Origin of the sequence: Aeromonas sp. QDB20, from assembly GCF_027707805.1 — a bacterium.
In the GTDB taxonomy this organism is placed as follows: domain Bacteria; phylum Pseudomonadota; class Gammaproteobacteria; order Enterobacterales; family Aeromonadaceae; genus Aeromonas; species Aeromonas dhakensis.
Genome location: NZ_JAPCJC010000004.1, coordinates 322695 through 348138 on the forward strand (window position 1 = coordinate 322695; position 25444 = coordinate 348138).

A 25444-nucleotide genomic window follows, 5' to 3' on the forward strand; every position below is an offset into this window, starting at 1 on the left:
GCCCCGCCTGTATCGGGACTGAATCAGCCTGCCATTATTCACAACCCAGTCATTAGCCGGTGCGGGCCATGGCCGGGAGCTCGTCATCAGAGGTCTGCTGGCGCCACAGCCTGGCATAGAGCCCCTCGCGAGCCAGCAGTTCATGGTGGCTGCCCGACTCCACTATCTGCCCCGCCTCCATCACCAGGATACGGTCCGCCTCGCGCAGGGTATTGAGGCGATGGGCGATGCTGATGAGGGTGCGGCCGCGGCGGATTGCTGCCATGTTGGCCATGATGGCCGCTTCCGACTCATAGTCGAGGGCCGAGGTGGCCTCGTCGAGCAGCAGGATCCTGGGGTTGACCAGCAGGGCGCGGGCCAGGGCGATGCGCTGGCGCTGCCCGCCCGACAGGCGGGCCCCCTTCTCTCCTACCTGTTGCTCGAAGCCCTGGGGCAGTTCGCGAATGAAGGTGAGGGCGCCGGCCAGCTGCGCCGCCAGCTCCAGCTCGGCCTGAGTGGCATCGGGGCGGCAGATGCGGATGTTGTCGGCGATGGTGCCGGAGAAGAGCACGCTCTCCTGCAGCACCACGCTCATGTTGCGGCGCAGGGAGACGGGATCGGCGATGGCGAGATCCATGTTGTCCACCAACACCTGACCGTGCTGGGGCACATAGAGCCGCTGCAACAAACGGGTGAGGGTGCTCTTGCCACAGCCGGACGGGCCCGTGATACCGATAAACTGCCCCGGTTCGATGGCGAAGGAGAGGTTGGCCAGCACCTCGGGCGCATCCGGCTGGTAACGAAAGCGGATGTGGCGAAACTCGATGGCGCCTTGAAGGGCTGGCACGGAGGCGAGCCCGTGGTTGCCATGCTCCGGTGCCTCGTCGAGGATGTCGCCGACCCGGCGCAGGGCGATCAGGGTGTGCTGAAAATCCTGCCACACCTGGGCAAGGCGCAGCACCGGCTGGGTGACGTGGCCGGCCAGCATGTTGAAGGCGACCAGCTCCCCCGGGCTCATGCGACCGTTCAGTACCTCGCCGACCCCAAGCCAGAGCAGCAGGGCGGCGGTGAGCTTTTGTACCAGGTCGATGCCCTGGCCGGCCGCCAGCCCCACCTTCTTGGCCTGAAAGCCGCGCCTGAGCTGACGCGCCAGCAGGCGTTGCCACTCCTGGTAGAAGCGGCGTTCGGTGGCCGTGGTCTTGATGGTTTCAATGCCAGTGACCGCCTCGGTCAGGAAGCTGGTGGCATCGGCATCTGCCTGATACTCCGCCTCGACCTTCTTGCGCACCAGGGGGCCTATCAGCAGCCAAAGCAGGAAGTAGATCAGCAGCGAGCCCAGCACGCAGGCGGTCAGGCGCGGGGCATAGTGAAACATGACCCCGACGAACAGCAGAATGAACAGCAGATCCAGCACCAGCATCAGGGTCGAGCCGGTGAGGAATTGGCGGATCTGGGCCATCTCCTTGACCCGGGCGATGATCTGGCCGGTCTGGCGGGTCTTGAAGTAGCCGATGGGCAGTCCGACCAGATGGCGATAGAGCTTGCCGGAGAGCTCGGCATTGACCTGGTTGGCCAGATGGCCGAACACCTGGCCGCGCAGAAAGCCGTAGAGCGGCTCGGCGCAGGCCAGTGCCACCATGGCCAGAGCCAGCACGTGCAGGCTGCCGAGGCTGCGTCCCACCAGCACCTTGTCGATGATGTTCTCGAACAGCAGCGGGCTGGCGAGGGCGATGAGCTGCAGCAGAATGGCGAAGCAGAAGACGTCCCGCAGCTGTTTCTGCTGGCGCAGCACCGCCGGGCTGAACCAGCCCAGCCCGAACTTGACCTCGGCCGGGGTGAGATCCTGCTGGGCCAGCAACAGAAAGTGCCACTGCGCCGCCTCGGCTTGGCTCGGCAGCGGCTGCAGGCTGCTGGTGCCGCTGGCGGGATCAAACAGCTGCCAGCCCGCTGGCGTGATGGCAGTGATGGCAGTGATGGTGTACCAGCGGCCATCCCGCTTGAGCAAGGCCGGCAGCGGCAGCGCCGCGAGCGGGCAGCCAGGCCCCTGTGACAAGGCGCTGCGCAGGCCAAGGTGGGCGGCGGCTTCCCGCACCGTCAGGTCGGGCGGTGCCAGATCGCAACCCAGGGCGTGGGCCAGCTGATCGGCATCGGCGGTCAGCATCAGTTGATGGGCCGCGTGGGTGAGGGCGGCGAGGGCGCCATTGGCGACGGGAGCGCGGTCGGCGGCGTGGGTCTGGTCCATTTTCATCGCTCCCGCAGCGCCTCGGCCTGATACTCGCGAATGGGGCTCAGCAGGTAGTCGATGACCCGGCGCCGGTCGGTCTTGATCTCCGCTACCACCGACATGCCCGGAGTGAGCCTGACGGGCTGGTTGTCGATCAGCATCTCGCCCTGGCTCAGCTTGACCCTGGCGGCAAAGACCAGCCCCAGCTGCTCATCGGCGGTGGCGTCGCGCGACACGCTCACCAGCTCGCCATCTATGGTGCCGTAGCGGGTGTAGGGGAAGGCGTCCACCTTGATGCTCACCGCCTGCCCCTCGTGCACGAAGCCGATGTCCTTGTTGAGGATCTTCACCTCGGCGAGCTGTACCCCCTCGTTGGGTACAATCACCAGCAACTGCTGGGCCGGCTGCACCACGGCGCCCTGGGTGTGGATTGCCAGCTGTTGCACCGTGCCGGCCACGGGGGCACGGATCACCTCCAGGTGCTCCCGCTCGCGCAGCTTGGCGAGCTCCTGCTCGATGGCGGTGAGCTGCAGCCTGGCCTGCTGGCGCTTCTCGATCCACTCCCGCTGCTTCTGTGCCTTGAAGCCGGCCAGCCGCTCCTGCAGGCTCTGCTGCTGGGATTGCAGCACCTCCAGCTCCGCCCGCTGCTGGGCGAGCTGGCGCTGGGTTTCCAGCAGCTCTTTTTCCTGCTCCAGATACTCCACCCGGGAGATTGCCTGGGACTGGCTCAGGGTCTGACGGGCCTGCAGGCGGGGCCGGATGTTGGCCAGCAGGGTAGTGAGGGAGGCCATGTCACCCCGCCTGGCGGCCTGGTTGGCCTGGTTGACCCCGAGCTCGGCCTGCAGATTGCTGAGGGTGCTGTGAAATTCGTGCAGCTCGCTCTGGTAGTTCTCTACCAGTGCCTGCTGCTGCTCCGGGGTGAGCCTGACATAGTCCGGATGCTGGTCGGGTGTCTGCTCCCGGTAAAGCGCCTGGTAGCGGATCAGCGTCTGGTACTGGAAGGCCTGCTGCTGGCGCAAGCGGCTCAGATCCTGGCTGACCCCCAGGGTATTGAGGGTCAGCAGCGGCGCATCGGCGGCCACCACCTGACCGTCTTCCACGTGGATGGTCACCACCCTGGCCTGCTCGTAGGACTGGATCAGCTGGCTGCGGCCAAGCACCAGCAGGCGGCCGCTGGCGGTGGCCTGGATGTCGAGCTCGCCCCAGCAGGCCCACAGCAGGGTCAGCAGCACGCCGGCACTGAGGGTCAGCGCCGTGATGCGGGCAAAGGGAGAGGGGGGCGTCTCGGCCAGCGCCAGGTGGGCCGGCAGAAAGCCGTAGTGGGTATCCGCCTGCCGGGGTGGACGGGGTTGGCGAAAGCGAGCCAGCCAGATACGCAGATTCATGGGGTCTCCTCGTGCAAGTCCTGCTGCAGTCGCCACAAGCGGGCGTAGTGCTCTCCTCGCGCCAGCAGGCTGGCGTGGTCGCCCTGCTCCACTATCTTGCCGCGCTGCAGGACTATGATGCGGTCGCACTGGCGCACGGTGGAGAGACGGTGGGCGATGGTGATGACGGTGCGGCCACAGGCGATCTGGCGCATGTTGCGCTGGATCAGGGCCTGCGACTCATCGTCGAGGGCGCTGGTGGCCTCGTCGAAGATGAGGATCCTGGGGTCGGCCAGCAGGGTGCGGGCGATGGCGAGGCGCTGGCGCTGGCCGCCGGAGAGCGAGCTGCCCCCCTCCGCCAGCACTGTGTCATAGCCAAGGGGCAGCCGCAGAATGAAGTCGTGGGCGCCGGCCAGGGTGGCGGCCCGGATGATCTGGTCCAGGCTGGCATGGGGCACCGACTGGGCGATGTTGTCCCGTACCGACTTGTTGAACAGGTGGTTCTCCTGCAGCACCACCCCCATCTGCTGGCGCAGGTGGTGGAGGGGGAGCTGGCGGATGGGCTGGCCGTCGATGAAGATCTCGCCCTGCTCGGGCTGATAGAGGCGCAGCAGCAACCTGGCCAGGGTGCTCTTGCCCGAGCCTGAGCCGCCGACCACCCCCAGCGTTTCACCGGGCGCTATGGTCAGGGAGAGATCATCGATGATGAGGGGGGCGTCCGGCTGATAGCGAAAGCGCACCCGCTCCAGTTGAATGGCGCCGGCACTCACCTGACCCGCGCCGTCACGCTGATGCTCGGGGGGCAGGTTGAGCATGTCCCCCAATTTGTCCACTGCGATCCGGGTCTGGATGAACTGGCCCCACAGCTCCACCAGCCGTGACAAGGGCTGGGCCACGTGGCCGGCCATCATGTTGAAGGCGATGAGCTGGCCTATGGTGAGCTGCAGGCTGATCACCTCGCTCGCACCGAGCCAGAGCACGCCGGCGCTCACCAGTTTTTGCAGCCACATGACGCCGTGCTGGGAGGCGTTGTTGAGCTGCTGCACCCGGTAACCGGCGGTCACCATCTGGCTGGTCTGCTCATCCCAGCGCCGCACGAAGCGCGGTTCCAGCGCCAGGCTCTTGAGGGTCTCGGCGCCGGCGACCGTCTCGTTCAAGAAGGCGGTGTTGACGGCGGCGTGGCCGAACTGCTGTTCGACCGCATGCTGCATGCGCGGCGTGATCCACCAGGCGATCAGCACATAGGCGGGGATGGAGAGCAGGATCACCAGAGTCAGCATGCCGGAGAGGCTGGCCATGACCGCCAGGAAGACGAACATGAACAGCACGTCCACCGTCAGGGTGAACATGGTGCCGGTCAGGAACTCGCGGATGGTGTTGAGCTCCTGCACCCGGGTCACGATGGCCCCTACCTGGCGGCTCTTGAAATAGAGCAGAGGCAGGGCAAACAGGTGCTGCACCATGCGCAAGCCGAGCTGGATGTCGATCCGGTTGGCGGTGTGGGCGTACTGATACTCCCGCAACCCGCGCAGGCAGACCTCCACCAGGGCGGTGATCAGCAGCCCGAACACCAGCACGTCCAGTGTCGACCAGGCCTGATGCACCAGCACCTTGTCCATGACGACCTGAAAAAAGAGCGGGGAGATCAGCGCCAGGAGCTGCAAGACCAGTGAAAAGAGCAGTATCTCCCCCAGCAGCCGCTTCTGCTGCAGGAAGGCGGGAATGAACCAGCGGATGTCAAAGCGGCTCTGTTGCCTGCGCACTTCATAGACACGCCCGTTCCAGCGAGTCAGCAATTCCTGCTGGTCGATGATCTGCGGGTTGCCGACGGCGGGGTCCAGGATCAGGGCCTGTTCCCCCTGGCGCTGGGCCAGCACGAAGGGGGCGCCGCTGTCACTGAGCAGCACCAGGGGGAGCGTCTGTTTGGCGAGTTTGCGGGGAGCAATGTGACGTTGGCGGATCCGGCTGTCGGTCTGCTGTTGCAGCCTATCGACAATAATATCAAAGGGTTCGTCTGGCGTGATATCTATATCTTTAGGGGGACAGCCCAATAATCCGGTAATAATCTTCAAGCATGCCAAAACAGACTCGTCATGCGCAGTCATAATATACCCCGTTGCCGCGTTTAAACCCCTCCTGTTTATATGGGGCAAGGTGACCTGTTGCAGGCAGGGCGCGCATACTAACGAGCCGATAATTCCCTGTCAAATTTTATATACACTGACAAACTCCATAATAAATTATTGAGTCCATATATCCTGACGTGTTCCCAGGAGGTGTGCCTCAATTAACCTTAATGAGTTCATTGATATTTATTTTGACGTAATTACTCTATTTTTGAATCATTGTTTAATTGAACCGGTTAATATTTTCAAATATGGTAAATATAGCGAAAAATGAGATGTTAGCGCCATGTTGATTTATCTTTGGCGGGATTTTTGTTTTTTGTTTTACCTTATATTTATTGATAATGGAATTTATATGACAGAGCAGTTTGTACAGACAGTATCCAGCGTCAACTACAACAAGGGTATTTTTTCCCTCTATTTCGTCGGCCAGGATCCGCTCAAGATGGCGCAGGGCGTCATGGCGGAAAGTGACAGTGAGCTGGCGCTGAAACAGACGGTTCACATGCCGGCTGCTGGCTTTATGTATATGGTTTCAATGATAAAAAACATGCTTGAAGATCCGCGCATGGCCGCCGAGTTCGACAAGCTGATTGCCGCAGGCCTGATCCCGGCCGCCCCTGCCGATGCGCAGGAAAGCGCTCCTGCCGCCACAGCACAGGCTGCACCGCGCAAGAAGAAATAAATTTCCTGTTTGGGGAGTCAATGCACTTGGTATTGCAACCAACGGAACCGAACTGGCAACAAAAACAACATATGTTGGGAGGAGTCATGCTGCTCAGTCAGCACTCCTCTCTCCATCGGCGTTATTCCGTCGCCGAGTGGCAGCAACGTATATTGCCAGCATTTGAGTTGAACCAGTTCTGCTATTATGAAGACTCACACGGACGCCCGGTTGCATTTTGTAACTGGGCGTTTGTCTCTTTATCCATTCGTAACACCTTGCTGGCCGCCGAGCGCGAGCTGATCCGTGAGGATTGGCAATCCGGCGACCATATTTTTATTCCGGAGATGATAGCGCCATACGGACATGCCCGCGCCGTGGTGAGCGATCTGCGTCGCCGGATATTCTTGCCATGGAAAGGGCAGCGGGTCTGCACCGTGCGTGGTCATGTTCATGCCGAGCATGGTCAATGTGTTCGCAGGGTGCAGTGGTTTTCCATTTAATCATAATGAGTTAATACATGGGAAAGAGTGTATGGAGAAGTATTGAGTACTTCTTTACCGGTAATTACACGGCAGATGACGGAAACAATGATATCGATGCCTATGGCTTCGGTGGCGTCATCCGTGCCTATGGTGGTGACGACACCATCCGGGTCGGATCCATCGGTGCGACCGTCTATACCGGTACGGGCAACGACAGCGTCTATGGCGGTGCCGCCTATCTCAAGGTGGTTGACGACTCCGGCAACCTGACCGTCAAGGGGGCGGCGGGTTACGCCGACATCAGCAAGTCCCAGTCCGGCAACGTTCACTTTGCCGGTGCCAGCGGGGCGACCAACATCGATCACCAGGGGCGCGACGGCGACATCCGCTATCAGGGGGCGGCGCTGGCCAACTTCCTGACCCGCAAGGGGATCAGCGGCAATGTCAGCTTCGAGGGGGCCGGCGGCTACAACAAGCTCTGGCACCAGACCGACCGCGGCGATCTGAGCTACAGCGGCGCCGGGGCGGCCAACAAGCTGGACCGCACCTGGCACAGCCAGTATCAGGGCTCGCAGGGCAACATCCACTTCTCGGGGGCCGGTGCGGCCAACATCATCAGCTCCCTGGTGGAATCCGGCAACATCACCCTGAACGGGGCCGGTGCCTACAACAAGGTGTTCCGCAAGGGGCGCGAGGGGGATATCAGCTTCAACGGGGCCGGCGGCTGGAACGAGCTCTCCCGGCTGCGCAACGAGCAGGACGAGTACCTGCAGACCCGTGGCGACATCCACTTCAACGGGGCCGGCGGCTACAACCGGCTGCTGTCGGATGTGGCCGAGGGCAACATCCACTTCAAGGGGGCGGGGGGTTACAACCATCTCTCCCGCAAGGGCGCGGACAGTGACAGCTCCCCCTTCGCCGGCGCCCGTGCCGACGAGATCGCGCTGACTACCGCCACCATGGGCGGCAGCTGGATCAACCAGTCCCAGGCCGTCACGGCCATCAAGTCCAGCCTGCAGCCCAATACCTACCTGTTTGCCTTCTTCGATGGCATGTACACCAAGATCAACCGGGTAGAGCTCTCCAACGATGGCGCGAGCGGTGCACTGCGTTATCACGCCACCTCCTGGTACAAGGAGGGGAACCAGCTCGACGGGCTGGCCGGTCGTCAGATCGACGAGCACAACGGCTTCATCTCGACGCAAACCGACGGCGCCTATCGGCTGAGCGATCTGGTGTTCGAGCGGCGCCAGCGCATCAAGCTGGAGGCGGTGGAAGCGGATCTGACCGAAAACAGCTGGATCAACTACGGTGGCGGCGTGAACGTGGCGGCGGCCGACGTGACGCTCTCCAGCGCCAAGATGAGCGGTTACGCCATTTTTGAGGATGGCACCAAGGTTGACGTGAGCGCGCTGAAATCCCGGGTGCAGGCCAACACCTATGTGTTTGCCAAGCAGCTTGGCCCCTACACCAAGATAGTGGTGGTGGAGCTGGCCAACGACCGGGAGACCGGGGCGCTCAAGTACCTGTCCAAGGCCTGGTACAAGGAGGGCAACCACCTGGCGGGATTGGCCGATCAGGTCATATCGGAGCGTACCGGCTTCACCGCCATGGGGACGGGGGGCTACTCCCTGAGCGAGGTACACTACCAGCTCGACACCGTCACGGCCGTGTCGGATCGACTGCCGGCCACCCGCGAGTTCTCCAGCCAGCTGCTGCTGCCCCGTCAGCAAAGTGGCGGCAAGAGCAAGGGTGACATCTTCTTTGACGGCGCCGGTGGCGGCAACGTCATCGAATCCGACGTGACCGAGGGCAACATCCACTTCAACGGTGCCGGTGCGGCCAACGTGCTGATCAAGCGCGGTCAACGTGGCGACCTGGTGTTCCGTGGGGCGGGCCTTGCCAACGTGCTGGTCCACCAGGGGGCCCAGGGCCGGATGGATGTCTATGCCGCCGGTGCGGCCAACGTGCTGGTGCGCAGCGGGGATGGCGAGTACCTGGCCCGTCTGCTGGCCTATGGCAACATCTCGGTGCAGCAGGGCCGTGGCGACAGCCAGGTGGTCATGCTGGGCGGTTACAACACCCATACCCAGCTGGGCGATGGCCAGGGGGTGTGGCTGGCGGGGGGCGGTTTCAACCTGCTGACCCAGGTCGGCAACGGCCGGCTCGACGCCCTGTCGGTGGGCGGTGCCAACGTGCTGACCAAGTTCGGCGCGGGCCAGCTGACGGCCGGACTGCTGGGCGGGGCCAACGTGTTGACTCACGTCACCCAGGGGGACGAGGCTGCCGATACCCGCGCCGTGCTGCTGGGGGGCGCCAACGTGCTGACCAAGAAGGGCAACGGCAAGGTACAGGCCATTCTGGGGGGCGGCGCCAACGTGCTGACCCAGATTGGTCAGGGGGATACCCAGGCGCTGCTGCTGGGGGCTGCCAACGTGCTGACCCGGGTCGGTGATGGTGATCTCTCCGCGGTGATGCTGGGGGGCGCCAACGTGCTGACCCATGTCGGCAATGGCGACACCCTGGGTGTGATGGGGGCCGCCGGCAACCTGTTTACCAAGGTGGGCGACGGCACGGCGATTGCCGCCATGATCGGCGCCGGCAACCTGTTTACCCAGATAGGCCAAGGTGATGCCTGGGCCCTGATGGGCGGGGTGGCCAACGTCTTCACCAAGGTCGGCGATGGCAATGCGCTGGCGTTGATGGTGGCCAAGGCCAACGTCTTCACCCATATCGGTGACGGCCTGACCGTGGCGCTGATGCTGGCCCAGGGCAATCTGGCGACCAAGGTGGGCAACGGCATGACGCTGGCCGCCATGGTAGGCAATGCCAACGTCTTCACCCACGTCGGTGCTGGCGAGACCTTCGCCGCCATGCTGGGGCAGGCCAACCTGTTCACCAAGGTAGGCGATGGCCTGACGGCCGCGCTGATGATCGGCAAGGCCAACGTCTACAGCCACATCGGCAACGGCACCAGCTTGGGGCTGTTTGCCGGCGAGCTGAACGTGATGACCAAGGTGGGCAACGGCACCACGCTGGCAGCCCTGTTCGGCAAGGCCAACATAGTGACCCATGTCGGCAGCGGTCTGACCGGCGTGCTGGCGCTGGGCAAGGCCAACATCATCACCAAGGTGGGGGATGACTTCCTCGGCGCCATCGCCAAGGCCGATGCCAACGTGCTGACCCATGTGGGCAATGGCACCACCGCTGGCGTGCTGTGGGGCAAGGGCAACCTGCTGACCAAGATAGGTGACGGCACCACGGTGGGCCTGCTCATCTCCGAGGTGGGCAACGTGATGACCCACGTCGGGGCCGGCAGTACCATAGGCCTGGCCAAGGGGCGCGCCAACCTCATCACCAAGGTGGGTGACGGGCTGGTGGTGCAGGGCGCCTGGGGTGACGTCAACCTGCTGACCCAGGTCGGCAACGGCGATCGCTACAGCTTCGCCAAGGGCCGCGCCAACGTGTTGACCAAGGTGGGGGATGGCCGTGAAGTGGCCGTGTTGCAAGGGGAGGCCAACCTGGTCACCCAGATCGGCAACGGCGACGGCTACACCGGCGCCTGGGGCAAGGCCAACGTCATCACCAAGGTGGGGGATGGTCGTCAGGTCGTGCTGGCCAAGGGCGATGCGAACATAGTGACCCAGGTCGGGGATGGCGAAGGCTATCAGGCGCTGCTTGGCAAGGCCAACATCGTCACCCGGGTGGGGGACGGCATCCAGGTCACCCTCGCCAAGGGGGAGGTCAACCAGACCACCACGGTCGGGGACGGTCTGAGCGTGACGGCCGCCTACGGCAAGTTCAACAACAACGTCAAGGTGGGTGACGGCACCACCGTCAACCTGGCCTGGGGTGATTACAACCTCAACACCAAGGTGGGGAACGGCCTCAACGTTGCTGTCATGAAAGGCAAGGGCAATGCCAATGTCCAGATCGGCGACGGGCTGGACATCACGGCCGCCTATGCCCGCCACAACGTGGCCATCAAGATCGGCAACGGCGACTTCTACAGCCTGGCCATCGCCAGCAGCAATACCAGCAGCAACAAGCTCGGCACCCTGTTTGACAACATCAAGCAGACCCTGCTCGGCAGCGCGGGCAACCAGGCCATCAACTATCTGGTGCAGGGCGATGAACATGGCCCGATCAAGACCCCGCAAGCGGCCAGCCTGGGCGAGGTACAGGGACTGAGCGGCTTTGGTCTGGACGAGATCAGCGAGGTGAAATCCTCCCTGGCCGGCAGTCTGACCGGCAAGGTGAGCCAGGCCGGCGAGCGCGACGAGCAGGCCATGGACAAGGCGCTGCAGCTCGATGAGCAGGGGCTGGCCAGAGGGGGCGAGAACCTCATCGTCAACGGCGATTTCGAACAGGGTGCACACGGCTGGCAACATGCCGGCGCCGGCATCGAGGCCGATTTTTCCGCCGCCACTTACGGGCTGGCGACCGACGGGCACGGTGCCCGGGTCAGCGAACTGTCGACTGACCGCAATACCCAGATTTCCCAGGATCTTGCCGGCCTCAAGGCGGGCGAGACCGTCAACCTGACATTTGATTTTGCCCGTCGGGCCAATATTTCCCTGCAACACGGCATCGAGGTGCTGTGGAATGGCGAGCGGGTGTTTGCCAGCGAAGGGGACGCCAGCAGCTGGCAGAGCAAGGCGCTGACGCTGACGGCCAGAGAGGGGGCCAATACCTTGGCGTTCCGCGGCACCGGTGAGAACAACGGCCTTGGCTACCTGCTCGACAACGTGGTGGCCACCGCCGCCGGCAAGGCCGAGATAGGCCAGGTCAGCGCCCAGCTGGCACAAGACGACAACGCCGCCCGGGCGAGAGGCGATCAGACGAGTGCCGATGCCGACAAACAGCGGCTCGAGCAGGAGAAGGCGCAGCAGCTGGCCGCCATCGCCGAGAGCCAGTCCCAGCTGGAGGCTACCGACCAGCAGAAGCTGGCGGAGAATGGCCAGCAGCAGCGTGCCGCCATCGAGGCGGAAGCCCGCGACATGACGGCGCAGCTCGATACGCTGGCCCGCCAGTTTGACCAGGTCAGAACCCCTGACGCGGCGAGCGAGCCGTCCGGCCAGCACTGGCGCACCGGCTTTGCCGACCACCTGTTGAGCACGGTTCAGGAAGATCTGGACGATGCCGGCAGCACGGCCGGCACGGCGATCGAAGATGCCAGGCTCCGCCATGAGGCGCAGCATCAGCAGGTCGATAGCGCGCTGGCCAAGTCCAAGACGGGTCAGCAGCGCAGCGAACAGCTGCAAGGTGACGCCGAGGCGGCTGGCCAGCAGCGGGCCGCCCAGGCCGAGCAGCGCCGTCTCGACGCGCTGGCTCGCCAGGGAGAGGCTGCATCGCGACAGCAGCAGGGCGAAGCGAGTGCCAGCCAGGCGCAGCTCGCCGGCGAGCAGGCGGCCAGCCAGGCCGGTTTGCAGGCCAATCAGGCCAAACAGAATGCGGCGAGCCTCAAGCAGAGCGGCGACAAGCCGAACCGCCAGGGTGCCCAGCCCGGCCAGCCCTCGGTCACCGCACAGCCCCTGCCGCAGGCCGGCGAGCTGGATGTGCCTGCCGTCGGCACCGTGTCGGCTCCTGATGAGGTCCAACCCTCGGCCATCGACACTGCCACCGGGCTGAGCGAGCAGGAGCAGTCCGCCCTCGACGGGGCGCTGGCGGCGGTCAACCGCCTGCAGATCAATGCCGGGATCCGTCAACAGGCGACACCGCCGGTGGCCCCGACTCCAACGCCGACCCCAACACCGAGCCTGGTGCAGGAGGAGGCGCAGGCGACAGCCACGGCGACCAAGCCGGTGCAGCAGCATGAGGTACTGGCCACGGCGGCCGTGGATCTCACCGGCCTGCATGGCCCCCGCACGGGCAGCAAGGCCGTGCCTGAGTTCAGCAGTCACTTCAACGGCTCCTCCATCGGCATCGAGAACGAGCTGACGGGACTGGTGGTGGCGTTGCCGAAGAACTCGGCACAGAAGTTTGGCTACGTGCACGACGCGGCAGGCAACCCGCTGTTCATGCTGACCAAGGACATGAACCAGGGGGGGTACACCAATCCCGCCGGAATAAGCGATGTCAAAGGGATCAGCCAGTGGCAGACCCATACCATCGAGTTGGTGACCTACCCAAGCGAGATGCAGGACCAGCAGGCGGTGGAAGCACGCAAGGAGGCCATGCTCTGGCTTGCCAGAGAGTTCACCCAGCACATCAGCCAGACCAACCACACCAGGCTCTCTGATCTGGTGAGCGAGGATGGTCGCTTCACCCTGGTCATCTCCAATGCCAACCACGTGATCGCCGCTGGCAATGGCGCCGCCCGTGACGGTCAGGGACAGACCATCGGCATGACGCCGAGCGGCCAGCAGGCGACCGTGGCGGTCAGTGCCAAGGCGTTTGGTACCGGCTCGTCCCAGGAGATCCGGCTGCTGGAGTCCGCTCCCTGGTATCACCCCGAGCTGAAGGAGCTGTTGCTGTCCAACACGGCCAATGTGCAGTGGGAGGATGCGGCCACCGCACAGAATGTGTTTGCCTACCTCACCTCCATTTACGGCAAGACGGCCGATCTGGCCCGGGAATACGGCATTCACATCAATGACTGGGATCCGCTGGCCGAGGGGATCACGCCCAACGCCCAGGGGTTGACCGATCCCAAGGTGAAGAATGCCTGGGAAATCTTGCCAAGAACCAAGCCGGTGGCCATGTTGGCGCTGCTCAGTGCCCATGACCGCAAGCTGGTGTCCGAGCAGATCCTGGCGACCCTCAAGTCGGCCTATTCACCGGCGCTGGCACAGAACATCTATGACTATTTCAAGTTTGGTGGCGAGGTGGCCGGGCATGGCATCAACAATGCCACCACGGGGGATGGCAAGCACCCCGAGCCTGCCATCCTGTTCGAGTTCCGTCAGGTGCCGAACGAGCTGAGCCAGTTTGTGCCGAAGTCGGAGTCGACCGCCAGGGTGGAGGTTAAGACCCTCGACCAGTTCGACCCGGTCAGTCGCCGCACCATAGTGGCGGCGGTCAACAACCTGGTCGAGCAGAGCGCGGACTTCGACAGCTGGTATCAGGCCTATCGGGAGAGCCAGGGGCTGCCGCCGGTCAAGAATGCCAAGAAGGTGGCCTCTGCCAACCACAAGGCCGAGTGGGTGATGGCCAACCATGCCGAGGCATGGAGCCAGCTCACCGCCGAGCATCAAGCGGAGGATGCAAACGGACTGCAGGCCCTGGGTGGCCACAAGCCGGGAGACCAGAGCCCGGGCGCGGCGGATGCCGATACGGCGCCGCTGGACAAGCAGCCGCTCAATCCGCTGACCCGCTTCCTCAACGACAACCTCTACGGCACCCGCGATGAGCGGCGCCAGGTGGGCGACATCACCCGCCAACTGCTCGACCATGCGGTGAGCAAGGGCGAGGCCGAGCAGGTGACCCTGCAAGGGGATGCCGGCCGTCTGTCCGGTTACCTGCACAAGGGGGCCGAGCGGCCAGGGACGTCGCAGGATGGCAAGCCCGAGGTGGTGCTGTTCCTGCACGGTTCGGGTTCCTCTGCCGAGGAGCAGGCCGATGCGGTTCGCAGCCACTACCAGAAGCAGGGCATCGACATGCTGGCGGTCAACCTGCGCGGCTATGGGGCCAGCGATGGCGGTCCCAGCGAGCAGGGGGTCTATCAGGATGCCCGCACCATGTTCCGCTATCTGGTGGAAGAGCGTGGGGTGGCCCCTGGCAAGATCCTGATCCATGGCTACTCCATGGGCGGCCCCATCGCCGCCGATCTGGCCCGTTATGCCGCAGAGCAGGGCAAGCCGGTGGGCGGGCTGCTGCTCGATCGCCCCATGCCCAGCATGAGCAAGGCGATCAAGGCCCACGAGCTGCCCAATCCGGGCGGTCTGGTGGGGGCGATCGCCAAGGCGATCAACGGTCGTTTCTCGGTGGAGAAAAACCTCGACGGCCTGCCCAAGAGCACGCCCATCATGCTGCTGACCGACAACGAAGGGCTCGGCAGCGAAGGGGAAAAACTGCGGGCCAAGCTGGCCGTGGCTGGTTATCAGGTCAGCGGTGAGCAGACCTTCTATGGCCATCTGGCCAGCAACCGCCTGATGGGCCAGTACGCCGAGCAGATCGTGGGTGACTTGTTCAACCGCACGCCGCCGGCTGCAGACATTGAGGCACCGCTCAAGGGCATCGAGGCCATCAGACGCGATCTCAAGCGCTACCAGGAGGCGCTCACTCCACAGGTGGGCAGCAACGGGGCGACCAGAGACATCCGTACCACCAAGGCCTTCCTGGCCGGATATCAGCAAGGGCTGGCCGGCAAGGTGGTCGAGGGCTTCCAGTCCGACATGAGCATGACCCAGCTGGTGGACCTGTTCGTCCAGCCGACCCTGACGCCACAGCAACAGGGCGCGCTGGCCTGGGAGATCGAAAACCGGGCGCTCAAGAGCACCATCAAACCCAGGATTGAGCAGTCCAACCGTCTGTTCCGCGACGTGGCCTCGCAAGGTGGCACGGATCCATATGCCAGAGAGCATCTGGCTCCCCAGCTGTTGCTGCTCAATCTGGCGGATGACGGCTTCGGCGGGCGCTGCGATCCCCTCTCCAAGCTGGTGCTGGTCGCCAAGCAGCTGGAGAGCGAGGGGCAACCCGATCTGGCGCGGCGCATGATGGAGAAGCTCTACTCCGCAGCGGCGGTGATCAACAACCCGGATCGCTACTCGGCTACCGAGCTGGACAACGCCCGCAAGCTGGTGGGCAGCCTGGCGGAGATCCACACCAACACGCCGGCCGCCTACAACTACGACAGCCTGCGCAGTATCAAGTACGACATCGTCAAGGAGAAGTGGGAGGGCAAGAACGCCATCTCCCTCGATACCGTGCTCACCAAGCTGACTGCCAAGGGCAGCGATGCCCCCGTGTTGCTGGAGCTGGATGCGCCGGGCCACGCCATGGCGGCCTGGGCCAAGCAGGGAGAGTCTGGCCGGATCTACGGCTTCTACGATCCCAATGCCGGCATCGTCGAATTCTCCTCCGCCGAGAAGTTCAGTCGTTACATGACCCGCTTCTTCGGCAAAGAGGGGCTGGACATGGCCAATGGCTACCACCTCAAGCCGGGGCCGGATGGCAAGCCGCTGTTCTTCAGGGTCAGCGAGATGAACGGCGCCGAGCTCGCCCGCTTCAAGCCATCCAAGGATCTGGCCAACAAGGTCACCCTGCAGGAGATCCTGCAGTTGCCGGTATTTGACGAGAGTCCGATGGCGGAGCTGCCGGGCAAAACGGGAGTGACGGAGCGCACAGCCAGGCTGTTTGCCGACGTCTACAGCCCGGAAGAGCTGAAAAAAGCTGCCCAGGTCTTTGCCAAGCCCATTGGCGAGTCTTATCAGCAGATCCTGGATCAGCTCGCCACGCTGCACGGTGCCAGCGGACAGGCCAAGGTAGAAGCCGCATTGCGGTTGAACAATCTGATCGACGACTACCTGGTCAAGCACGAAGGTTCCGGCAGAAACCCGGCGCTGAGCAAGCTGCAGAGTCAGCTTCACGGAAATCTCTATCGCGGCGAGCTGGCCTCGTTGCAGGCCGAGGTGACGGCGCTGGCCAAGACCCGCCCGGACCTGGCTGCCATTGTTATCGGCAAGGCCGCCGAAGAGGCGCAGGGCCAGCATCCGGGTCTCACCCAGATGGTGCTGCACTGGGCGGCGCAAGACCCCTATCTGGCAGCCAAGGCTGGGTACCGGGGGGTCGTGCCGGCGGATCTGCCGTTTGAGGCCAGATTCCACGTCGTCCTCGGCGAACAGCATGACAATCTGAAGAAGTGGCTGAGCGAAGCCCAGGGGGAGGGACTGCTGAGCCGTGCCGTGCTGGACGACACCCGCAAGGTGCTGCATCTGGGTTACTCCTACCAGGAGCTGCAGGACATGACGGGGGAGCAGTCCGCCCAGATGGCGGTCTACTTCATCAAGGAGGCCGCCAAGCAGGCAGCACCCGGATCTGAGCTCTCCGCCGAGCTCATCATGCTGGACAAGTTCGGTGACCGCCGTTACCTCGGCGAGCTGGAGTCCCGCCGTATCGCACAGGTCGAGAACATCTATCACAGCAGCAAGCAGACCGATGTGGCGGCCTGGGATGCCCGCTATGGCGGCGATGCCCTGCGGACGCTGAACAACCAGCTGGACGGGGAGAGCACGCTGGCCGGACAGCTGTCGCGCCTGCTGGATAACCGTAACGGTCTGCTGATCGGCGAAACCCACGGTAGCGACGTCAACGGTCTGCGGTTCGTCAACGAGCAGATGGATGCGCTCAAGACCCAGGGGGTGACTGTCATCGCTCTGGAACACCTGCGCAGTGAGCTGGCTCAGCCGCTGATCGACCGTTATCTGGCGGGGGGAGAGATGTCTCCCGAGCTGACGAGCATGCTCAAGAACAAGCACCTGGAGCCCTCCCTGTTCGAGCGGGCCCGGGAGCGGGGAATGCGGATCGTGGCGCTGGACGATGGCAGCACCGCCAGACCCGCCATCGCCGGCACCGAGCACGGCCTGATGTACCGGGCCGGGGCGGCCAACAACGTCGCCGTCGAGGTATTGGGCAAGCTGCCAGCCGGCGAGAAGTTCGTCGCCATCTACGGCAGTGCGCACCTGGCGTCCCACAAGGGGATCGAAGGCTTCGTGCCCGGCATCACCCATCGCCTGGGGCTGCCGGCCCTGAAGGTGGATGCGGACAATCGCTTCCATCTGCAGGCGGATGATGTCAGTCAGCGGGTCGAGTACGCCGATGTCGGCAGGAAGTGGACGCCGCCGGCGGCGCTGGATGGCGCGGACCAGCCGGTTCGCAACCAGCGGGTCAACCAGTGGCAGCAACCTGAGGTGACGCCGGGCAACCAGGGGGGCGAGACCCGCTTCACCAGCCAGATCATCATCCAGACCGAAGATGATCCTGTGGCTGCCAAGGCCGCGGCCAGCCTGGCCGGCAAACACCCCGACCACAGCGTGGTGGTGCAGCTGGATGCAGATGGCAACTATCGGGTGGTCTATGGCGATCCGGCTCAGCTGGCCGGCAATATCCGCTGGCAGGTGGTCGGCCATGGCCGCGATGAGGATGGACAGAACAACAGCCGCCTCAGTGGCTACAGTGCCGACGAGCTGGCCGGGCGCCTGCACCGCCTGGGCGATCGTCTGCAACAAGAGGCCGGCGTGGCCACCAAACCGAGTCACGTCAGCCTGGTGGGTTGCTCCCTGGTGAGCGACGACCTGCAGGCCGGCTTTGCCCGTCGCTTCATCCAGGCGCTGGATAACGAGGGGATCCGTACCCAGGTGTCGGCTCGCAGCAGCGAGGTGGCGGTGGACCAGGGGGGTCGCAAGCACACCCGTGGTGAGGCGGATGTGTGGGCCCGCAAGGTTGCCGCCAACAAGGTGGTGCTGACCCTCAACGACGCCGGCGAACCCGTGGTGTACAACGAGCGGGTGCGCGGCGGCGTGGCTGAAGGGGACATCGACCTGGCGAAAGTGGGCCAGAGCGAGGGCGAAAGCCGTGCCCGGGGCGCCATCGCCGACAACGACGAGACCTTCGTTGCACCCGAGAAACAGCGCCAGCCGGAGACGGCATCGAGCCAGACCAGCAGTGCGGTCAGCTACTCCGGCAACGTTCAGGTCAACGTGGGGGATGGCGAGTTTACCGCCCTCAACTGGGGGACCACCAACCTGGGGGTCAAGGTAGGCACGGGCGGCATGAAGTCGCTGGCCTTCGGCGACAACAACGTCATGGTGCACATCGGGGATGGCGACAGCAAACACAGCGTCGACATCGCCGGCTACCGGGCGCTGGAAGGGGCCCAGCTGTTCGTTGGGCAACGCAACGTCAGCTTCAACCTGGGGCGCAGCAACGATCTTATCGTGATGCTGGAGAAATCCATCCCCACTCCGCCGCTGGTCAATCCGTTTGACGGGGCCGCCCGCATTGCCGGTGCCCTGCAGCAGATCGCCGGTGACGGTGCCAAGCCGGATTGGGTTGCCAGCCAGTGGGATCAGTGGACCCTGGCCGGCGCCAACAAGTTCGTGGCCGACATGGCCGGTCTGGATCAGACCAGCAGCGTCGAATACGGCTCGCTCACCACCCTGGACAGCGGCAACGAGCGCAGCAGTCGCGGGCTCAAGAGCGACCTGGAAGCGACCCTCAACAAGGAGTTCAACAAGCGCATTTCCGGCGGTGGCCAGGGTGCACAGGGCCCTTTGGACCGGGCGGGCAAGTTGCGCCAGGCCAACGAGAAGCTGGTCTTCAACTTTGCCGTTGCCGGTCAGGGGGCCGATATCCAGGTCACCACGGGCAACTGGAACTTCGTGTTCGGTGACAACATCCAGGCGATCCTGGATACCAACCTGGGCTCCCTGTTCGGGTTGATGACCCAGGAGTTCACCGCCAGCGGGCAGGCCAAGACCACCTTTACCTTCACCCCGACCGATCTGCCGCGCCAGCTGCAGAACCGGTTGCTGGGTCGTCTGGCTGGGGTGGGGGCCGATACCACGCTGGCGGATATCTTCGGCGTGGATTACAACGCCCGTGGCCAGCTGGTGGCCCGTGATGGGGCGGCCATCGATGCGCCGGCCCTGTTGCAGGAGATGCTGGGGGTCATCGCCGAGTTTGGCGGCGATCAGCTCAAGAGCCTGACCGATCCGGCCAAATGGCTCGATCAGCTCAAGGCCGGGCTGGATCTGGGGGAAGATGCCCTCAGCAGCTTTGCCCGTACCCACGGCCTGCAGGACGAGGCGCCCGAAGAGGCCAAGTCCGGGACCGTGACGGTGCAGCAGGGGAACGAGGCCAAGCCGGCGGCGCTGCCATCCGCCACCGAGGAGCGGGCCTTCGGCTTCAACGCCCTGAGCCTGCCCAACCTGTTTGCCACCCTGTTCAACCGGGACAAGCAGGCGGAGGTGGTGGCGCTGGCCAAGAACCTCAAGCAGAACCTGACGGCCGATCTGCTCAACATGAAGGAGCAGACCTTCGACTTCCTGCGCAACAGCGGCCATCTGCAGGGAGATGGCGACATGCATATCTCCCTTGGCAACTACAACTTCAACTGGGGGGGAGACGGCAAGGATCTGGGGGCCTACCTCGGCGACAACAACAACTTCTGGGGTGGTCGTGGGGACGATGTCTTCTACGCCACCGGCACCTCCAACATCTTCACCGGCGGCGCCGGTCAGGACACCGGGATCATGATGGGACGGGAGAACATGATGTTCGGCGGGCAGGGTGACGACGTCGCCGTGCTGGCCGGCCGTGTCAACCGCGCCTTCATGGGCGAGGGCAACGATCAGGCCTTCATCTTCGGTGAAGAGGGCATAGTGGAAGGGGGCGCCGGCCAGGATTATCTGGTGACCTCCGGCAACTACAACCAGATCGATGCCGGCGCGGATCAGGATTTCACGGTGACCATAGGTCATCACAACCAGATCCGGCTCGGCGAGGGCGACGACTTTGCCATGGTGTTTGGCAATCACAACCGCTTGCTGGCCGAGCATGGCAACAACCAGGTCAAGCTGATGGGCTATCACGCCACCATCCGGGGCGGTGACGGCCGGGATCGCTTGATCGCCGACCAGGTCGCCAAGTTCAGCCAGCTCGATGGCGGTGCCGGCGATGATCTGCTGGTGCTGGGCGGTTACCAGAACCAGTTCAGCGGTGGTACCGGCGTCGACAGCTTCGTGTTCAGTGGCGCCGTGATAGAGAACCTGGTGCAGGACATCGGCAAGGAGGACTTCATCGTCTTCAACGATGTCAGCTGGCGGGATCTCTGGTTCAAGCGCAGCGGCTACGATCTGCAACTGCTGGTCAACCGTCGTGCCGATGGCACCAGCGAGCAGGGCAAGTTCGAGCAGCTGGGCAGTGCCACCTTCAGCAACTACTTCGCCGACAACCGGGCCCAGCTGGTGATCGGGCTTGGCGAGCAGCAGGCTGACGGCGAGCGCAGCTACAGCGCGCTCTCCCATCAGGCGGTGGACAACCTGATCCAGGCCATGAGCAACTTCGCCCCCGAAGCGGGCGACATGGGCCTGCTCAACCGGCTCGACAGCCAGGCCAACAGCCTGGTGCAGTCGGCCTGGGGTGATGTGATCCAGGGCAAGGGACGGGTTGCCTGAGCAACCTGATTTCCCTCCCGTAAGGTAAAAACCTGCTCTTCGGAGCAGGTTTTTTTATGCCTGTCGCATCCGAAACGGGGGCGGCGCAGGCACCAACAAAAAAGCCAGTCAGGAGCTGACTGGCTTTTTATTGGTGCTTATCGGGGATCAGTCGATGAGACTGGCCCACAGGTCGTACTCGTCCGCTTCGTCGATACGGACCTTGACCATGTCGCCGGGCTTGAGGCCGGTTTCACCGTTCAGGTAGACCAGGCCGTCGATCTCGGGGGCATCGGCGGCGGAGCGGCCTGTGGCTCCCTCTTCGTCCACCTCGTCGATCAGCACCAGCATCTCTTTGCCGACCTTGCGGGCCAGCTTGCGGATGGAGACCTGCTGTTGCAGCTCCATGAAGCGCTGGAAGCGCTCTTCCTGCACTTCTTCCGGTACCGGATCCGGCAGCTCGTTGGCCTTGGCGCCCTCGACCGGGCTGTACTTGAAGCAGCCGACCCGATCCAGCTCCGCCTTGTCGATGAAGTCCAGCAGCATCTGGAACTCTTCTTCGGTCTCGCCGGGGAAGCCGACGATGAAGGTGGAGCGCAGGGTGATCTCGGGGCAGATCTCGCGCCACTTCTGGATCCGCTCCAGGGTGCGCTCGACGGTGCCGGGGCGCTTCATCAGTTTCAGGATGCGCGGGCTGGCGTGCTGCAGCGGGATGTCGAGGTAGGGCAGTACCTTGCCGTCGCGCATCAGCGGGATGACGTCATCCACGTGCGGGTAGGGGTAGACGTAGTGCAGGCGCACCCACATGCCGAGCTTGGCCAGCTCTTCGCACAGGGCCACCATGCTGGTCTTGACCGGCATGCCGTCGTAGAAGCCGGTGCGGTGCTTGACGTCGACGCCATAGGCGGAGGTGTCCTGGGAGATCACCAGGATCTCCTTCACGCCGGCCTCTTTCAGGCGCTTGGCTTCGGCCAGTACCTCGCCGATGGGGCGGCTCACCAGATCCCCGCGCATGGAGGGGATGATGCAGAAGGTGCAGCGGTGGTTGCAGCCTTCGGAAATCTTCAGATAGGCGTAGTGACGGGGGGTCAGCTTGACACCCTGGGCCGGCACCAGGCTGGTGAAGGGGTTGTGGGTCGGCTTCTCCACGTATTTGTGGACGTGGCCGAGCACCTCTTCATAGGCGTGGGGGCCGGTGATCTCGAGCACCTTGGGGTGGATCTCGCGGATCTGGTTCTCTTTGGCGCCGAGGCAACCGGTGACGATTACCTTGCCGTTTTCGGCCAGGGCCTCGCCGATGGCTTCCAGCGACTCCTGTACCGCGCTGTCGATGAAGCCGCAGGTGTTGACCACCACCAGCTCCGCATCGTCATAGCTGGGCACCACGTCGTACCCTTCGGTACGCAGCTGGGTCAGGATGCGCTCGGAATCGACCAGGTTTTTGGGGCAACCTAAAGAAACAAAGCCTACTTTCGGTGCGTGTTTTGTGTTAGTCATTAAGGGGAGAGCTCACATTGCATCATGTCTATAAGGCGCGGGATTTTACAGGAATGGTACAAAACCACAAAGGCCAAAATTTATACAGTTATATTCGTTGGAGTTCAGAGAAGCAGGGACAGGGCACAAGCCATGCCCGACAGGTATCACAAGCCCGTCAGTTCGCATTAGAACACGGTTTAAACTTCATTGAAGTCTTAGATAGTGGTGTCAGTGCCTATCGTGGCGCAAATGCGTCACAGGGCGCTTTAGGTGCATTCATTGCAGCCGTTGAGGGTGGCGCTATCCCTTCAGACTCGTGGCTGTATGTCGAGAACCTAGATCGCCTGTCTCGCCAAGCTATCACAAACTCTCAAGAATTGTTTCTCAAACTGTTGCGTCTTGGCTTAACCGTCGTCACAGGCATTGATAGCCGGATCTACACCACCGAAACTGTAAACACGAATCCAACGGATTTGATGTTATCTATCCTCCTGTTTAGTAGGGCTCACGAAGAATCAAAGACGAAATCAGACCGAACAAATAAGAATGTGTTAGCACTGATAGACCGTCACCATCAGGGTTTGCCAGTCAACATTAAAGCCGCAGGTAAGCACCCGTTCTGGATTGATGATAGTGGCGCTCAGTACGAATCAGTTAGACTACATGCCACCTATGCACCAGCAGCCAAGAAGGCTGTAGAGTTGTTCCTACAAGGTTGGGGCTCGTACCGTGTCTGCAACTATCTAAACGATCACTACCAATGCCCACCAGCACTAAAATATAAAAACAAGCATGGCACCATTAGGGCCGAAGGCTGGAGCATTACCGCACTTAGAAAGATGCGGGACAATCCCGCCTTGTTTGGTCAGCGTGTCATAAGCATTCAAAATAAAACTTATACATTAAACAATTACTATCCTCCTTTAATATCTGAGTCAGACTTCATAAACCTGAAAAGTATTAAAGAAAACAATAAGATAACGTGCAATAAGCAGTATAACACAATATCCTTATTATCCGGCTTGAATATCTTACGGTGTGCCAAATGCCGTGGCCCTATGAGTTTCTTTACTCATAGAAACAAAATCCGGTATGTGTGCGAGACAGGCAAGGCCCAAAAAGGTTGTGTTCCATGGAGTATGGACGGCACGATTGCAGAAAGGTTACTGGTGTTCCCATTGCTAAAAAATTTCATTGATTTAAAACTAAAGGGAATGTCTAACAGTGACCAATACCAGCATAAAATTACAGAATTAAATGAAACATTATCAAACATCAATACTCAAATTTCAAACTTTGAAGCGGTCATCGGTGCGGGAATCAATCTTGATTCTACTATTGCAAACCTCCGCAATCTCCAATCACAACGTGAAACAATTACACTTGAATTGAAGAAAGTAAATGAAATTGTAGCCTTGAAAACAAATAGAGAACAGACCGCCGAACAAATTGTTGATTTTTTATTTGATAATCTAACAAGCCAAATTATCAATGACATTAAGCACCCGAAGCGCCAGGAATTGAGAGAAACAATCAGAAATTTATTTGCCAATGTCTATTTAGATAAGCAAGACGATAAAACTTACATGATAGCCTTTGAATCACAGGATAATAGTTTTGTTGTTTATAGTGGGGATCCTAACATCGCACCAACGGCTGTAGCCGAGCCATCTTTCCCCTCAACTCTGTTTGAACCATCAGCACAAGACCTTAATGAAATAGAGAAGATACGTGCAACCATAGATCCGGCAACCCTAAATAAACTTGTTGATTTAACATTTAAAATCAATGAGTTAGAGGAAAAGCAATGGTCGAAAATGCAACCGATATTGTCACGTTTCGCACCAGTTTTAAATAAAGATCTAAAAGCACGAAAGTAAAAAATATATTAAAAATAACAGTTGTAACTATTGAATAATTTATGAAAATATGTTAATATAATATAACAGTTACAGATAAGATAATTATTGTGTAACAACAACAGGCACTATTCATTGGTGCCTTTTTTATTTCCATCAATAAATTACGAGGAATAATGAAAGATGAAAACCAAGAGCTAAAAGCTACATTAAACGCCTATGGATTAAGAGCTACCAAACCACAACTACGTTTGATTGAGATCCTAATAGACAATCCAATTATTTCACGCCGCGATATCTTCGAGCTTATTCCAAACATCTTGCACAGCAACCTAACAGCCATGCTTGATCGTTTTGAAAAAAATGGACTTGTTTTAAAGCATTGGGATTCTGGGATGCCCTACTTTACCGCCATATTTAAACACAACAATAATAAATAGTGCAAAGCACCGAGCCCCATGGCTCAATTAACAATAAAAACAGAGGAACAACATGACTACTAAGAAATACATCGACCCTAAAATTAAAGAATATCTCCAACAAATTAAAAAAGAATACCAGCCTGACCCATCAATTCTACAGCAGCGCATCGACCTTGCGATTTTGCGCCATCCAGTTTTCATTGAATGCTATGACCACGGGCATATTGTTATGGTTGATGTTCAGAACAAGATCCTTGAGGGATATCGCTATGAACCAAGCCCCCATGCTTTCTACTCATCTGGCTTGGGTATGTGTCGCATCAGACTAAACAAACCAGCCGCTGTGGTTGAATCAGAGCTACATCAATTACGTTCAGAAATTGAAGAAGAATACCGACAAGAAATTGAAAGAGAAATTGAGAATCGTGTCAACCAGTTAATCGCTGAGGCCGCAGCAGAACGTGAAGCACTGGCAGCACAGCAGGCTGCTGATGACCGAGCTTCCATGGCGCGGCAGCTAAAGGAATTTTTATTGTCCTAATATCCTTGTTTCTGGTGGTCAGATATTATATTGTTTCTGGCTGCCAAATTATTTTAATTTAGATTCAATGGAGATAAAATTATGCGTATAGAGCTTGAACTCGGCAGACGAGCCGATGAGAACATAAAAATCATTATGCAATCAACAAACAAATCTGCACAGTCCTTTTTGCGCCAGCTTGTTACAAACGTACCAGCAGAAGAGC

10 protein-coding genes are annotated in these 25444 nt (G+C 61.0%); 6 read left to right on the plus strand and 4 right to left on the minus strand.

The genetic code is table 11. The features are described from left to right. Positions 1 to 52: 52 nt before the first annotated feature. From PG897_RS07205 to PG897_RS07215, 3 genes are read right to left on the minus strand one after another with little or no spacing between them, the layout of a single operon-like run. On the minus strand, positions 53 to 2221 hold the full coding sequence (locus PG897_RS07205) for a type I secretion system permease/ATPase (RefSeq protein ID WP_236660734.1): 2169 nt from the start codon (positions 2219 to 2221) through the stop codon (positions 53 to 55). A 2-nt stretch (positions 2222 to 2223) separates the two neighbouring features. Then, on the minus strand, positions 2224 to 3588 hold the full coding sequence (locus PG897_RS07210; RefSeq protein ID WP_201882922.1) for an HlyD family type I secretion periplasmic adaptor subunit: 1365 nt from the start codon (positions 3586 to 3588) through the stop codon (positions 2224 to 2226). Next, positions 3585 to 5672, minus strand: coding sequence for a peptidase domain-containing ABC transporter (locus PG897_RS07215; RefSeq protein ID WP_201882923.1), 2088 nt, complete (start codon positions 5670 to 5672; stop codon positions 3585 to 3587). The genes PG897_RS07210 and PG897_RS07215 overlap by 4 nt, the downstream gene beginning before the upstream one ends. A gap of 307 nt (positions 5673 to 5979) precedes the next feature. On the opposite strand from PG897_RS07215, the gene rtxH reads away from it, so the two are divergent. The 3 genes from rtxH to rtxA are packed head-to-tail and all read left to right on the plus strand — an operon-like array spanning position 5980 to position 20959. Further along, positions 5980 to 6378, plus strand: coding sequence for a protein RtxH (gene rtxH, locus PG897_RS07220; protein ID WP_201882924.1), 399 nt, complete (start codon positions 5980 to 5982; stop codon positions 6376 to 6378). 20 nt (positions 6379 to 6398) lie between these two features. Further along, complete coding sequence (gene rtxC / locus PG897_RS07225; RefSeq protein ID WP_010634639.1) at positions 6399 to 6860, plus strand: RTX toxin-activating lysine-acyltransferase RtxC; 462 nt, start codon at positions 6399 to 6401, stop codon at positions 6858 to 6860. Between the two features lie 17 nt (positions 6861 to 6877). Then, on the plus strand, positions 6878 to 20959 hold the full coding sequence (gene rtxA, locus PG897_RS07230; protein ID WP_270828805.1) for an MARTX multifunctional-autoprocessing repeats-in-toxin holotoxin RtxA: 14082 nt from the start codon (positions 6878 to 6880) through the stop codon (positions 20957 to 20959). A 147-nt stretch (positions 20960 to 21106) separates the two neighbouring features. On the opposite strand, the gene rimO is transcribed toward rtxA, so the two are convergent. Continuing rightward, entirely contained in the window at positions 21107 to 22435 is a 1329-nt protein-coding gene (gene rimO / locus PG897_RS07235; RefSeq protein WP_270828806.1) for a 30S ribosomal protein S12 methylthiotransferase RimO, read from the minus strand. Between the two features lie 17 nt (positions 22436 to 22452). On the opposite strand from rimO, the gene PG897_RS07240 reads away from it, so the two are divergent. The 3 genes from PG897_RS07240 (at position 22453) to PG897_RS07250 (ending at position 25239) form a co-directional block, all read left to right on the plus strand. Then, complete coding sequence (locus tag PG897_RS07240; protein ID WP_270828807.1) at positions 22453 to 24297, plus strand: recombinase family protein; 1845 nt, start codon at positions 22453 to 22455, stop codon at positions 24295 to 24297. A gap of 155 nt (positions 24298 to 24452) precedes the next feature. Then, positions 24453 to 24716, plus strand: coding sequence for a hypothetical protein (locus PG897_RS07245; RefSeq protein ID WP_270828808.1), 264 nt, complete (start codon positions 24453 to 24455; stop codon positions 24714 to 24716). Between the two features lie 52 nt (positions 24717 to 24768). Beyond that, complete coding sequence (locus tag PG897_RS07250) at positions 24769 to 25239, plus strand: hypothetical protein (protein WP_270828809.1); 471 nt, start codon at positions 24769 to 24771, stop codon at positions 25237 to 25239. Positions 25240 to 25444: the final 205 nt, after the last annotated feature.

Excerpts from the sequence above, each read along its gene's own strand:
- PG897_RS07250 (WP_270828809.1), top strand. The coding sequence starts at position 24,769 with ATGACTACTAAGAAATACATCGACCCTAAAATTAAAGAATATCTCCAA.
- rtxH (WP_201882924.1), top strand. The coding sequence starts at position 5,980 with ATGTTGATTTATCTTTGGCGGGATTTTTGTTTTTTGTTTTACCTTATA.
- PG897_RS07245 (WP_270828808.1), top strand. The coding sequence starts at position 24,453 with ATGAAAGATGAAAACCAAGAGCTAAAAGCTACATTAAACGCCTATGGA.
- PG897_RS07215 (WP_201882923.1), bottom strand. The coding sequence starts at position 5,672 with ATGACTGCGCATGACGAGTCTGTTTTGGCATGCTTGAAGATTATTACC.
- PG897_RS07210 (WP_201882922.1), bottom strand. The coding sequence starts at position 3,588 with ATGAATCTGCGTATCTGGCTGGCTCGCTTTCGCCAACCCCGTCCACCC.
- PG897_RS07205 (WP_236660734.1), bottom strand. The coding sequence starts at position 2,221 with ATGGACCAGACCCACGCCGCCGACCGCGCTCCCGTCGCCAATGGCGCC.
- rtxA (WP_270828805.1), top strand. The coding sequence starts at position 6,878 with ATGGGAAAGAGTGTATGGAGAAGTATTGAGTACTTCTTTACCGGTAAT.
- rtxC (WP_010634639.1), top strand. The coding sequence starts at position 6,399 with ATGCACTTGGTATTGCAACCAACGGAACCGAACTGGCAACAAAAACAA.
- rimO (WP_270828806.1), bottom strand. The coding sequence starts at position 22,435 with ATGACTAACACAAAACACGCACCGAAAGTAGGCTTTGTTTCTTTAGGT.